12 protein-coding genes are annotated in these 13,831 nt (G+C 32.1%); 1 reads left to right on the top strand and 11 read right to left on the bottom strand.

From position 1 onward, the window contains the following. Nucleotides 1-98: 98 nt before the first annotated feature. Nucleotides 99-1,826: a methyl-accepting chemotaxis protein gene (locus Ccar_RS01970; RefSeq protein ID WP_007064447.1), complete on the top strand. Its 1,728-nt coding sequence runs from the start codon at nucleotides 99-101 to the stop codon at nucleotides 1,824-1,826. 317 nt (nucleotides 1,827-2,143) lie between these two features. Here the strand turns inward: Ccar_RS01970 and oxlT are convergent, their stop codons facing one another. The 11 genes from oxlT to Ccar_RS01920 all read right to left on the bottom strand — a co-directional run bounded on the left by oxlT (nucleotide 2,144) and on the right by Ccar_RS01920 (nucleotide 13,813). Continuing rightward, on the bottom strand, nucleotides 2,144-3,436 hold the full coding sequence (gene oxlT, locus Ccar_RS01965) for an oxalate/formate MFS antiporter (protein ID WP_007062744.1): 1,293 nt from the start codon (nucleotides 3,434-3,436) through the stop codon (nucleotides 2,144-2,146). 1,043 nt (nucleotides 3,437-4,479) lie between these two features. Further along, nucleotides 4,480-4,809, bottom strand: coding sequence for a hypothetical protein (locus tag Ccar_RS01960; protein WP_007062745.1), 330 nt, complete (start codon nucleotides 4,807-4,809; stop codon nucleotides 4,480-4,482). A 449-nt stretch (nucleotides 4,810-5,258) separates the two neighbouring features. Continuing rightward, nucleotides 5,259-5,387 carry a hypothetical protein gene (locus Ccar_RS27525; RefSeq protein WP_007064448.1) on the bottom strand — a complete coding sequence of 43 codons (129 nt, stop codon included), beginning with the start codon at nucleotides 5,385-5,387 and terminating at the stop codon, nucleotides 5,259-5,261. An 8-nt stretch (nucleotides 5,388-5,395) separates the two neighbouring features. After that, nucleotides 5,396-5,662, bottom strand: a complete 267-nt coding sequence (locus Ccar_RS01955; protein ID WP_007062746.1) for an MFS transporter — start codon at nucleotides 5,660-5,662, stop codon at nucleotides 5,396-5,398. A gap of 158 nt (nucleotides 5,663-5,820) precedes the next feature. Then, complete coding sequence (locus tag Ccar_RS01950) at nucleotides 5,821-6,765, bottom strand: oxalate oxidoreductase subunit beta (RefSeq protein WP_007062747.1); 945 nt, start codon at nucleotides 6,763-6,765, stop codon at nucleotides 5,821-5,823. Nucleotides 6,766-6,785: 20 nt separating this feature from the next. Beyond that, entirely contained in the window at nucleotides 6,786-7,976 is a 1,191-nt protein-coding gene (locus Ccar_RS01945; RefSeq protein ID WP_007062748.1) for an oxalate oxidoreductase subunit alpha, read from the bottom strand. Nucleotides 7,977-8,008: 32 nt separating this feature from the next. Beyond that, on the bottom strand, nucleotides 8,009-8,302 hold the full coding sequence (locus Ccar_RS01940) for a 4Fe-4S dicluster-binding protein (RefSeq protein WP_007062749.1): 294 nt from the start codon (nucleotides 8,300-8,302) through the stop codon (nucleotides 8,009-8,011). A gap of 23 nt (nucleotides 8,303-8,325) precedes the next feature. Continuing rightward, on the bottom strand, nucleotides 8,326-8,976 hold the full coding sequence (locus Ccar_RS01935) for an oxalate oxidoreductase subunit delta (RefSeq protein WP_007062750.1): 651 nt from the start codon (nucleotides 8,974-8,976) through the stop codon (nucleotides 8,326-8,328). 57 nt (nucleotides 8,977-9,033) lie between these two features. Beyond that, the gene (locus Ccar_RS01930) at nucleotides 9,034-11,148 is read right to left on the bottom strand and encodes an AAA family ATPase (protein ID WP_007062751.1); all 2,115 of its coding nucleotides are present in this window, start codon (nucleotides 11,146-11,148) and stop codon (nucleotides 9,034-9,036) included. A gap of 585 nt (nucleotides 11,149-11,733) precedes the next feature. Beyond that, complete coding sequence (locus tag Ccar_RS01925) at nucleotides 11,734-12,414, bottom strand: GntR family transcriptional regulator (protein WP_007062752.1); 681 nt, start codon at nucleotides 12,412-12,414, stop codon at nucleotides 11,734-11,736. A 289-nt stretch (nucleotides 12,415-12,703) separates the two neighbouring features. After that, nucleotides 12,704-13,813, bottom strand: coding sequence for a DUF362 domain-containing protein (locus Ccar_RS01920; RefSeq protein ID WP_007062753.1), 1,110 nt, complete (start codon nucleotides 13,811-13,813; stop codon nucleotides 12,704-12,706). Nucleotides 13,814-13,831: the final 18 nt, after the last annotated feature.

The raw sequence follows: 13,831 nt of genomic DNA, 5'->3' as shown, positions 1-13,831 counted from the left end.
AAATAATTTTTTTATTATTTAATACTCACAAAACTTATATAAACCTCTATATTTTCCCAATTGAAAATAAAATTTAAAATAGCGTAGGAGGCATATAAATGTTTAAAAATTTAAAAATGCTATATAAAATTTCAATATTATCTGTTATTTTATTATCATTTTGTTTTATTATCAGTTTTACAGGATATTATTTTAACGGAAAGTCAAATAAAGACATATCTAACATTCATAATCAAAATATTAAAGCTATAAATATAATGGACGACATGCGAATACAGTCCAGAACTGTACAATATGATTTACTTAATTTAATTCAAAACAATGGAAATAAGCAAAATCAAAAGGCTTTCTTAGATGAAATAGATTCAAAGTTTAAAGGAATAAAAAATGATCTTGCTGAATATAAAACCCTTAATTTAACTCAATCAGAAAAAGATTCTGTGAATAAACTAGAAAAACAGTTACCAAAATACACTGAAGTATGCACAAAAATAAGAGATATGTCTTCTTCTGGAAATGTAAAATCTGAAGATATATATGCTTATTTTTCTGCTAACAACACAAGTGTTTTAGACAGTTTTCGTTCTGGAGCAAATGCTCTAGTTAAATACCATATGAAAAAAGTTGATGAAACATATAATCAAACTCAAATAGCTTATAACCAATCTCTAAGGATGTCTACAATTATTTTAATTATCGCTATACTTCTGGGTGCTTTGCTTACAGTTTTAATAGTAAAACCTATTGTATTTTCATTAAATGCAGCAACAAACTATCTGGGAATACTCGCTACAGGAGATTTTACTAAAGATATACCACCTAACTTATTAAGCAGTAAAGATGAATTTGGCACAATGCTGCAGGCTATAGATAAAATGAAAATTTCTATAAGAGAAGCTTTAATATCTGTAATTAATGAGTCCTCTAGTATTAAGTCTATGCTCAACAACGCTGATAATAGTTTAATAAAACTAAATATGGATATACAAGATGTATCTGCAACAACAGAGCAGCTTTCAGCTGGTATGGAAGAAACTTCTGCATCCACACAAGAAATTAATGCTACATCGCATCAAATAAAAGACACTATAGAGGATGTTACCTATAAAGCTAAAGAAACTGCTCTAAGATCAAAGGAAATAAGTAGTAGAGCAACTTCAGTAAAATCAATCGCGTTATCCTCTCAAAAAAGTGCAAATGAGGTATATTCTTCAACTAATAAAAATTTAAAAAATGCAATAGAAAAATCAAAAGCAGTTGAACAAATCAAAGTTCTATCTGATACCATATTACAAATCACATCTGAAACTAATCTTCTTGCACTAAATGCAGCTATAGAAGCTGCTAGAGCTGGTGAAGCTGGTAAAGGATTTGCAGTAGTATCAGATGAAATAAGAAAGCTAGCAGAGAGCTCTGCAACCACTGTAGGTGAAATACAAAACATAACAGAAATAGTATTAAACTCAGTAAAAAATCTAACAGAAAGCTCTAATGAAATATTGGAATTTGTTGACAAACAAGTACATAATGACTATATCACAATGGTTCAAACAGGAGAAACCTATAATAAGGACGCAGAAAGTGTCTTCAATTTATCCAATGATTTTAGCATAGCAACTGAACAAATCCAAAAGCTAATGTTAAACATGACCGAATCATTAAATGGAATAACTTTAGCCTCAAATGAAGGTGCTGAAGGTACTACAAATATAGCTTCTAAAACATCTAGTGTAGTAGAAATGACAAATTATATAGTTGAACAAGTACATCATATAAAAGATAGTGCAGATAACCTTGAAAAATTTTCATTAATGTTTAAGGTATGAAAAATATAACTTTAATACTCTTTAAAATATTGCAATAGCATTTGGTATCCAGAATTTACATTTTGAATTTATATCAACTGATTCTTATTTAGGACAATAGGGCAGAGGGCAAATTTTAATGTAGTGCTCATTAAAAAACATGAGTATTTAACACATAATTTTATTTTAAAAATAGTGTTTGGTATACCAAATACTATTGCAATACTTTAAATATTATGTTATACTACAATAAGTAGATGGGAATATATTCCACGAAATATATTCCCAATAGTAAGAACCGGCTTACCGAAATACTATATTTAAGGACAAACCAAATACTATTGAGGGATAGTAGGTTTAGAATTATCTATAGTATTCTGTCTTCTTACAGGCTTTGGTATTCTTGGTAAAACTAAAGACATCAATGATGCATACAATGAAAATAATGCTGCAACTGTAAATACAACATTCCAACTATAGTGAGCAGCAAGTGCAGCTCCTAGTCCACCACCTAAAATAGAAGCAAATCCTTTACCACTATATATAAATCCATAGTTAGTAGCAGCATAAGTTGAGCCAAACATATCAGCATTTATTGATGGGAATAAACTAAATAACTGACCCCATGTAAACATTACGCACATTAAAAGAATTACATATGCAGCACCACTTTTTCCTCCAAACATAGGCAACAAGAATAAGAAAATTGCATTTAAACCAAAGGATATAAACATTGTTCTTGCACGACCTAGCTTATCAGAAACAGTTCCCCAGAAAACTCTTCCTATGCCATTAGCAAGGCTATTCATCATAACAGCAGCTATAATAACTGAAGAAGCTATTCCTAATTTTGTACCAAATGGTTTTGTATTAGCTGTAACTATAAGTCCACCAACACTAATAGAAAAGAACATTGTCCATATCAGCCAGAAATGAGGAGTTTTTAATACTTCACTAGGACTGAATCCAATTTTTGCAGGATCAGCTTTAGCAGCTTTTTCTTTTTGACTAGGCATTTTTGAGCCAACAGGATAACGTAGAATGAATGCAATAATTACAACAATAACACCTTGAAGTATTCCTGTATAACCAAAAGCTTGTGCAACGCCACTGGCTTTTAATATTTTGCTAATTACAGGAACAAAAGGCATTGATCCTATTCCAAAAGCTCCTGCTATTAAACCTGATGCCAATCCTCTTTTGTCTGGGAACCAACGAACAGCAACACTAACAGATCCACCATAGATAATTGCAGCTCCAACACCTGCAGCAGCATAGAAAAAATACAAAGCAGTAACTGAAGTTGCTTGACCAAGCATTGCCCATCCACCACCAATTAGTACACCAGCAAGGGCAAACATTAGTTTTGTGCCAAACTTATCAAGTAACAACCCACCTACCGGCTGAACAAAGGTTTCAAACATTATAAACAAAGTAAACGCGTATTGAACAGCAACTAAAGACGAGTGTAGTGATTTAACTAATGGAGTAGTAAACAAAGTCCATGCATATTGAAGATTAGCAATCATTACCATGGCTAAACAAGCAGAAATCAATTGAACCCAACGATTACCACAAAATGGACCATAAGCATTGAGATTTTTGATTTTCATGTCATCAATATCAGACATTCAGTTCTCCTCCTCTAAAAATATTAAATTTTAATTTATTACATATTTAGTGCAAAAAATTAATTTTTATCACTAAATATTTTCACTTGATTGTAACCTCTTGTTCTACACCTTCCTTCCTTTTATAATTAATAATTTTGATTTAGAATTGACTTAATAATTGCACTCAACCACCTCCTTAAGTTATTTTTGAAAATTTATATTTCGTATGGTATACCGTATACAATATATTAAAGCAATTTCCTATTCAAAAATTCATTGATCCCTCTTTACTTTAAAAACTATTTTTATTGCTTCTTTAAGTATTACCCGTGAAATTCCTATATTTATTGATTATAAAATGGTATACAGTATACACTATAATGATAAAATTTGCTTTTATAAAATTTACGTTAGCCTTTGCAATTAAAGGCATGTACCAGTGAGCAACCAACTTTAAATGTTGGTACTTTTATACCAGATTCAATTTTATATTAAACATTATGTAAAGCTACCCTATCAATCTCTTGTACGAAGTTGAAATTTTTGATCAACAAAGGCATAAATAAGTCATCCTTTTTATGGTATAATGCTTTCGCTAAAAACGCAATAATACCACAAAGGATGACCCAAGTATGCTTATAATACTAAATGTGGAAAGCGAAAACAACTATTAACTGTACATAATTTAGTTTTCAAGTTATATATCCATATTCAACAACTTAAGTATAACATGAAATTTAAGTAATGTAAACCATTTATTACCATTTGTCAAGTAAATCTTATCTTCTATGTATATCTCACTAAATGTAACATTCACCATCCAAAGGAATTTGCTAATAAAACTCTTAGGCCACCATCTAAAGAAGATGCAATTCCTTTGACACCATTGAAGCTAAAAAGAATGTAATTAGGTTGTCGCACTAAGAAATTCACATACAATATGTTGTGAGATTTATTCGTAGTACGACATACCTTTTTTCACTTCATTTACTTACTAAAAATAAAAACGATCATTTTTTAGAGAATTTATGTGTCAATTTAATCTATTTTGATCTCTAATTTTACTGCAAAGTTATATTTTTTCCTGGTGGCGTAATTGCAGCCTCAATATTTTTGACTGAAAAATCAGTTACAGCTTTAATTGCATTACCTTGTTTAAATACAACTATAACCGGGCTCTCATCTTTACCGATACCATATTCATCTGGTACTTCTTGTCCAATAATATCCATTGTACCACAAGCTACATTAGCATGTGTTTTTGAAAACTCCTCAATTACTTCTAACATTTTGTCTTCATTTTCTACAGAAGGATAATAAAAACCTACAGTTGAATAAAAACTTCCTCCTATAAAACTTTCAAAATTTTTGTCATCTAGCTTTTTTAACATGACAGATTACCTCCCTTATTCATATAATAATTTTACTCCGTTGCGGAATTCCGCAAATCTTGATTCACCTAACATTTTAGCTGTTAGACTTTTATATTTTCCTCCACAATGAAATAATAAGGTACAGAGGAGGAGAACAAGCATATTTTATCTTAAAAAATGTAACGAAATTTGTTAATCTTAAAAATAAAAATATTTTTAAGATAATACTCTATATATCTTGTAATATATCACCATTCAGGATATTGCAATAGTATTTGGTATCCCAAATGCCATTGCAATACTCTGAATATTGTGATATACTGCAAGAGTAAGGAGAGATATTCGGCAAAATACATTCCCCGAAAAGTAGACTTAATTAAGTTAGAACACATACTTAATTGTTTACCAAATATTATTCAGATCTGGTCATGCTGTTTGTACAGGATGACTTTCTACATGTTGTCTTCTTATACTGGAAGTAAAAATAAGAACATTGCATTTAGACCAAAACCAATAACCATAGTTTTATAATGTCCTATCCTATCTGAAATCCATCCCCAGAAAAATCTACTAACACCATTAGCAAAAGAGTTCATTGTTACTGCTAATGTAATGTATGCAGAACCAATGCTGCAACTATTAATCCAGAACAGAGACCACGTTTATCAGTAAACCATCGAACTGCTGTACTAACACTTCCACCATAAATTCCTCCTGCTACAGCGTAGAAAAAGTAAAGACCAGCAGTAAAATGAGTTTGTCCAATCATACTCCATCCAACACTAACCAGTATACCTGATAAAATGGATACCATCTTTGGACCAATTCTATCAAGTAAATAACCAGCAATTGGCTGAGAGGAGGTTTGCAATCATTACCATATATGCAAAAGCACCAACAAGTTGAAACCAAAAATATTTTTACTTGATTATAACCCCGGATCAATTATAAATTGGCCCGGGGTTAACACAGCAGGCAAACTCTGCTAATTACCTTATTAAATTAAGTACAACTTTAATTTAAAATTATTTATTTTGTTGTTTGAGATACAGTATTCTCTACTCCAACTTCCTTCAATCTTTGATTTGCAAATTGTTGAAGTTTTTCTATATGCTCTGGTTGTAGATGACTAAATCTACCCTGGTATTTAATATATTCACTAACTGGTTTATATTGTTTAGGTGAAACAGTTAGTTTATACTGTCCATCAACAAGTTCATATAATTGTACCATACCTGTATCAACTGCTAATTTTGCTACTTCTACTGTTTTTTCAGCTGGGAAACTCCAACCTTTTGGACATGGAGCATGAATGTATAAGAAAGCTGGTCCTTCAGCATTACAAGCTTTACGTACTTTATTCATTAAGTCTAGTGGATATCCCAGTGATGCAGTAGCTAAATATTTTAATTCTGGATGACCATGTGCCATAACCTTTGTAATATCTTTAGGCATAAGCTTCTTACCTTCTGGAACTACAGGTCCAGCTGGTGTGAACGTAGTCCATGCACCATATGGAGTAGTTGGAGAAGCTTGAATTCCTGTATTTGCGTAAGATTCATTATCATAGCAAATAAATACTATATTATGACCTCTATAGAAAGCTGCAGATAGAGCTTGAATTCCTATATCAGCTGTACCACCGTCTCCAGCCATAACGATTATATTTGGATATTCTGCATCAGTTTTATGTTTTCTTATCATAGCTTTAAAAGCTGCTGATATACCAGATGCAACTCCACCACCATTAGTAATTTGTGCATGTATCCATGGAACTGCCCAAGGACCACAACCATAACTTGTATTTGCAACATACATACAACCAGTAGGTCCTATGAAAATTGTATTTTTTCCAGCAGCTTTAGCAACTAATCTATACTGCAAAGCAGGACCACACCCTGCACATGTACGATGACCTGGAACATAATATTCCTCTACTGGTGCTTGTTTAATAGATTTAATTTCTTCTAACACTTGACTTCCTCCCCTCATACTTATAGTTCAAATGGTGCCCAATAGTTTTGTTTCTCAACTTTGCCTGTCTTGTTAACTTCTTTTAATATGTTAAACATTTTATAGAATTCCTCATGAGTAATCATTGATCCACCTAATCCAGCAACAAATCCAATTGTTTTAACTTTTTCATCATTGTTATATAGAGCTGCTCTAGCTTCAGTTAATAGAACACCTGATCCACAGGAAATTCCAAAGTTAACTGAGTTATCAACTACTCCCACAACCTTAAATTTTCTCAAAACGTCTCTTACTTGCTGTGTTGGGAATGGACGGAATGTACGTAATCTAACTACACCAACTTTTTCTCCAAGGTTACGTAAATGTTTAGCAACATTCTTAGCAGTTTCTGCATGTCCACCTTGCATGAAGATAACACATTCAGCATCATCAGTCATGTATTCTTCTAACCATGGATTATATTTACGTCCAAATATACGACCAAATTCATCATGAACTTCTTCAATTACTTTATAAGTACCTTCTACAGCTAAATGACGCTGATATTGAGTACCAGGACCCATTTCAGGTTCCATTTGTGCTCCTATAATCTGAGGATTTCTTGTATCTAAAACATGATGATTCTTATATGGTGGTAAGAATGAATCCACTTGTTCCTGTGATGGCACATCAACTTCACCAAGTATGTGAGATACAAAATATCCATCTTGGCAAGCATATTGAGGTAAAAGAACTCTAGGATCTTCACCTATACGATAATACATAAGACTCATATCTAAAGCTTCTTGAGGAGTGGATGCCCATCCTTGTATCCAGCCTTGATCACGACAGCATAAAGCATCTGTCTGCTCAGAACCGAAATCTCCTGGAGGGTCTAATGTACGATCAGCAATTGCCATCTGTAATGGTAATCTTTCACCTGATATTGGTGAATAAACTTCCATTGCATAAGTTACACCTACTCCTGAACTGCCTGTAAAAGCACGAGCTCCTGCAGCTGCAGCACCATAAACAACACTTAATTGTCCATGCTCACCTTCACCAAGAACAAATTCAGCATCTAACTCTCCATCTGCTACCATTCTTGATAATTCTGACATAATTCCAGTGTATGGACGTATTGGATATGAACAAATAACATCAACATTAGCTAATTTGATTGCGTTAGCTGTTGCAACACAACCTGACATTCTCTTTATATTACTTTTCATTTTTTTAAATTCACCTCCTGTTAATATTAAACTTAATCTTCAAAATCTAACTCAGGAACTAAGCTTATTGCTCCAACTGGGCAAACCTCAGCACAAATACCGCAACCCTTACAATACTTTAAATTAAAGTTAATAGGATGATCCTTTGTCATAAGGTTAACACTTGAATCAGGGCAGCTAATCCAACAAGTTTGACATTCTACACATTTCTCAGCATCTAGTACTGGTCTTCTTGTACGCCAATTACCAGTGATCATTCCTTCATTTTCTTTTTGTGGTGAAGGGACAGTCCCTGCAAAAGGAATCTTTTCATATGGTACAGCCATTTTTACGACACCCCCTTAATATTTTAAGCAGAAGCTTTAGGTAAGCTCTTTACATCTACAACAACAGCTTGATCATAAGCTTTCTTTGCAGCACTCTTATTAACAACAATTTCTAACAAGTTTTCAAACTTAACAATTCCTGTACCTTTAACAACAGCAGCAGCTAATGCAGCACCCATTCCTTTACCTATACCGGATGCATCAGTAGCACCTTCTGCTCCTGAAAGAGTAATAATAGACTTTGATAACTTATTAGCGTCTATTGTAACTATTTTTGAAAGATTTTCAGTATTTTTCTTTATGAATTTGAACAAATACTCAGGTGCTCTCTTAGTGTTAATTACCAAAATAGCTCCTGGTCTAATTCCAGCCAATATGTCTACTCCTTTAACAAGAGTCTCTTCTGTAAGGACAACTATATCTGGTTCCTCATTTTCATAAACATATTTTGACTCAATTTCATTAGGACTAATTTTTCCATATGCTCTTACTGGAACATAAATACGATCTGGAAGATCAACGTAATTCTCCCAAGCTTGAACACGTTGTCCTTCTAAGGCTGCAGCTTCAGTTAAAGAAACAACTACGTCACGAGCTTCTTTGTTTTCATACACTCCTCTTCCCCAAACTGTGATTTGCTTTAAATCTGGTTCAGCGAACAAATTTTTATTCATCACTTTGTTCTACACCTTCCTTCCTTTAATAATCAATATTTTTGATTTAGTGCTTACTTAAGAATTGTGGGCGACCACCTCCTTAAGTTGTTTTTGAACATTTACATTAGCAATGGCCTGGTTAAAAATGCGTTGATCTATTTTTACTTTTGAACCTGTTTTCATTGCTTCTGTAAGTGCTATAAACGAAGATTTATGGCATAAGTTAGTTAGTTCTGCTCCTGTCATTCCATCTGCAGCTTCAGCTAATAACTTAAAATCCACATCTTCTGATATAGGTAAATTTCGGGAATGAATTTTTAAAATACATTCTCTTTCATGGATGTCTGGTAAATTAAGTTCTAGTATATATTCAAAACGCCCTTCTCTTATTAAAACCGAATCAATTAAATCAATTCTATTAGTAGCTGCAAGTACTGTAACACCATTAGTTTTTTCTAAATTGTCAAATTCTAATACAAGCTGACTTATAAGCCTTTCTGTTAAATTACTTGACATATCAGACCTAGAACGGATAATGGCATCGATTTCATCAAAGAATAAAATACATGGGGCACTTTGTTTTGCTTTAATAAATATATCATGAAGAATCTTTTCGGATTGTCCTTTCCAGTGAGAGGCTAAAGTAAGACCACTTATAGTGATAAAATTTGCTTTTGTAGAATTTCCAGCGGCTTTTGCAATTAAAGTTTTACCTGTACCTGATGGCCCAGTGAGCAAAATGCCTTTTGGAGATGTAAAACTATATTCCCTGCATAACTTAGAATCTGTAAGTGGAATCTCCAGCAAAATTTTCAGGGTATCCTTAACTTCATCTAAACCTCCTATATCTTCCCATTTTACATCAGGAATTTCTGTAGCATATTCACGGGTAGCTGATGGTTCGATTTCCATTAAAGCTTTCATAAAATCATCCATAGAAATTTTGAATAGCGGTATTTTGCCATCTAGTCCAATTTTATCCAGCGAACTGCGCAAAGCTACCATACCAGCCTCTTTACATAAAGCCGAAAGATCTGATCCAACAAAACCATGAGTTATTTTAGCTAACTCTTCTAATTCTACATCATCATCAAGAGGCATGCCCTTTGTATGAATTTGTAATATATTAAACCTTCCATCTTTATCAGGAGGCATTATAGCAATTTCTTTATCAAATCTACCAGCACGTCTTAGTGCAGTATCTAATGAATCAGGTATATTAGTAGCACCTATTACAACAACTTGTCCCCTACTTTCTAAACCATCCATAAGAGCAAGCAATTGTGCAACTACTCTCTTTTCCACATCACCGTGAACATTTTCTCGTCTTGGTGCTATAGAATCAAGCTCATCAAGAAAAATTATACTTGGGGCCTTATTTCTAGCTTCCTTGAAAATCTGTCGAATCTTAGCTTCACTTTCACCATAATACTTATTCATTATTTCTGGTCCATTGACATGGATAAAGTGAGCTTCTGTTTCAGATGCTATTGCTTTAGCAATTAAAGTTTTCCCTGTGCCTGGAGGTCCATAGAGCAAAATACCTTTTGGTGCTTCAAAGCCTAATCTTCTAAATATTTCTGGATATTTCAAAGGCAATTCTACAATTTCTCTTATCTTTTTCACTTGAGAACTTAAACCACCTATATCTTCATAGGTAACTCTAGTTTTTGAACCTCCAAGTTCACAGTCTATAAAAACAAGTTCAGTTTTTTCAGTTACCTGAACTGGACCTGAGGGCGCTGTTCCAGTTATATGAAACCCAACTTCATTATGTCCATAAACCATTAAAGATACTTCATTATCAATTAATATCGGAATACCTTTTATTAAATTTTTTATCTCCACTGCATCATCCTTTTTACATTTAAAGAACATATCTATTGGAGAAAGTACTACTTCTCTTGCTGGTTTTACTTCAGTTTTGCTAACTGTTACTACTTCGTTTAATCCTGCACCAGCATTTCTTCTAATAATTCCGTCCATTTGTATAAGTGGTACTCCATAAATATCATTAAATGATGGATAAACCTTAGCTGCAGTATCTTTTTTGCCTTTAACGTTAACCACATCTCCTGTATCTATACCCAATTGTTCCATATCTTCTCTATTTATTCGGACTATGCCTTTACGGGAATCTTCTACTAATCCTTCTTTAACCTTTAATTTAATAGTATTGATTCCAACCATCCTAAACACCTCTTTGCTATTTTTAGTAGGTATTAAACTAGAAAAATCTTATTTTTAATAGCTTCATTTTGGTATACGGTATACCATTTTCTCCAAAACATTTTTTAATTCAAATTGTGATTTACATAGTGATTTCTTATATTTTTATTAAGTGTAATATTTAAAAAGAATAGAATATTATCTTAGTGCATCATTATTCTAGCGGTATATTGTATACGGTATACCATTTTAATGAAAAAAATAATTTTCATTAAAATTGTACTTTATATTATGTCACAATCCATTTTATTTATATTGAATACACTTTTTAAGCAAATAATTTGAAGAGAATTTTCTGAATGTTCTGCTTTGTCCGTCTTTACTTATATTATAGCACATACATTTTTAATTGCAATACTTTTCCATAATTAACATAAAATGTTTTTGTCTTTTTTTGATTTCACTATATTTTTTACATTTTAAAAATTTAGAATTATACCATAAACTCAATATCTTTAACTATTTATTATTAGTATAATAGATAACTTAGACTTACCTAATTTCATAAAATTTATTTAAAGTTACACAATTTATCCTAGCTTTTTATTAAGTATTATCTGAATATGACATTTCTAAAAATACTCTACCAGTTCTTTCTACATGTGCTTTAGCTATATCATATGCTCTATTGCTATCATGTTTACGTAGAGCTTCAATAATTTCTTTGTGTTCATTGTATACTTCTTTCATACGACCACTCTTGGTATATGTTAATTTTGTAAATTTACTTATATAAGCACGAAGTGTATTAACAAAATAATATAAATGAGGACTTTCTGCAGCTTTGTAAACAATTTCATGAAATTGTTTATTGCCTGATATTGATTTATCAATGTTTCCTTTTTCATATTCCTCTAACATTTTGTTATTAACAGATTCTAATTTTTCTAGATCTTTGCCTTTGATTTTTGAAGCTGCAATACTACAGCTAAGGGATTCTAATGCTTCTCTCATTAACTGTATTTCTGCAACATCATCTTTAGTAAATCCAGAAACAACTACCCCTTTACGAGGAATATGAATAACTAGTTTTTCCAATTCAAGTTTACGAATTGCTTCTCTAACCGGAGTTCTGCTTATTCTAAGTTGTTCTGCAATATTGCGTTCTACCAATCTTTGACCAGGTTCCAATTTTCCATCAAGAATAGCATTACGTAAAATGGAAAATACCGAATCTCTAATATAACCCATATTATCAAACTTTATAGGTGAAAATTGATATGCCATTTTTACCCTCCCTTTTTAACCTTCTAATGTTTGAACACATCACATTAGATAGTATTATGTTTTATTTAAATTGTAAACTTTATGTTTTTACATTAAATGCATTTTTTGTTTATCTTATTAATAAAAGTATATCATTTATAAATTAAGCATGTCAAACTATATTAGTGAAAAAGGGAGTGTCTAAAATGCATATTTATGCATTTTAGACACTCCCTTTTTATCAAATATTTCATTGTAATTATACATAGTTCATCTTCTTACTATCAACTATCAATTTTAAATATTATCACTATACTGTTACTAATTCATATTCTAAATTTCCCATTCCTATTTCTTCACCATGCTTTAATCCAGTTTCCCAATTTGTATTCATGTGCACATGATTAAATTTATCTTCACCTTCATGATAATGTTTATCTGTAAGTATAGAACCTTCAATGATTGGTGCCTTATTTACCAAATCAACACTTGCTTTATCAAGCGCAACAGGATCAAAGGACGCAGCTATTCCTATATCAGGTACAATAGGTAAATCATTTGAATCAAAGCAATCACAATCTGGCGAAACATTCATTATAAAGTTAATATGAAAATTTTCCTTGCCCTTTATAACAGCATAAGCATATTCAGCTATCTTTTCATTTGCTGTATCTGCTGATTCATTCCAAACAACCTGTGCTGCATTAAATTGACATACTGCAACACACTGTCCACATCCTATACATTTGCTGTAATCTATAGAAGCTGCTTTATTTTCATTTAAATTTATAGCCTTTTGTGAACAACTCTTTATACACTGTTTACATGCCTTACAATTCTTTTCTTTTATTTTAGGCTGTGAAGCAGAATGCATTTCAAGTTTTCCACCTCTTGATCCTGAACCCATACCTAAATTCTTTAGCGCTCCACCAAACCCAGTCATTTCATGTCCTTTAAAATGGTTCATTGATATAACAATATCAGCATCTGCTATGGCAGAACCTATTTTAGCAGTTTTACAATGCTTACCATCAACCTCTATCTCTCTATATTCAGTACCCTTAAGTCCATCTGCAATGATTATATTACAACCTACTGTTAATGGATTGAAACCATTTTCAAAGGCAGAATCTAAATGATCAACAGCATTAGCTCTTCTACCAGTATACAAAGTATTAGAATCTGTTAAAAATGGTACTCCACCTAGTTCTTTTATAATCTTTACTACTTTTGCAGCATAATTTGGTCTTATATAAGCTAAGTTTCCTGGTTCTCCAAAATGAATTTTTATTGCTACAAATTTATTTTTAAAATCAATATCTTCTATGCCTGCCTTTTTTATTAATCTTTCCAGCTTATCTAATAAGTTTAAACCAGGCTTAGTCCTTAAGTTTGTAAAATATACCTTGGATTTTTCCATATTCTTATCCTCCCATAA

The sequence above is a fragment of the Clostridium carboxidivorans P7 genome, assembly GCF_001038625.1.
GTDB classification, from domain to species: domain Bacteria; phylum Bacillota; class Clostridia; order Clostridiales; family Clostridiaceae; genus Clostridium_AM; species Clostridium_AM carboxidivorans.
The sequence above is the reverse complement of the archived record's forward strand: the minus strand, read 5'-3'. Positions and strand labels throughout refer to the sequence as shown.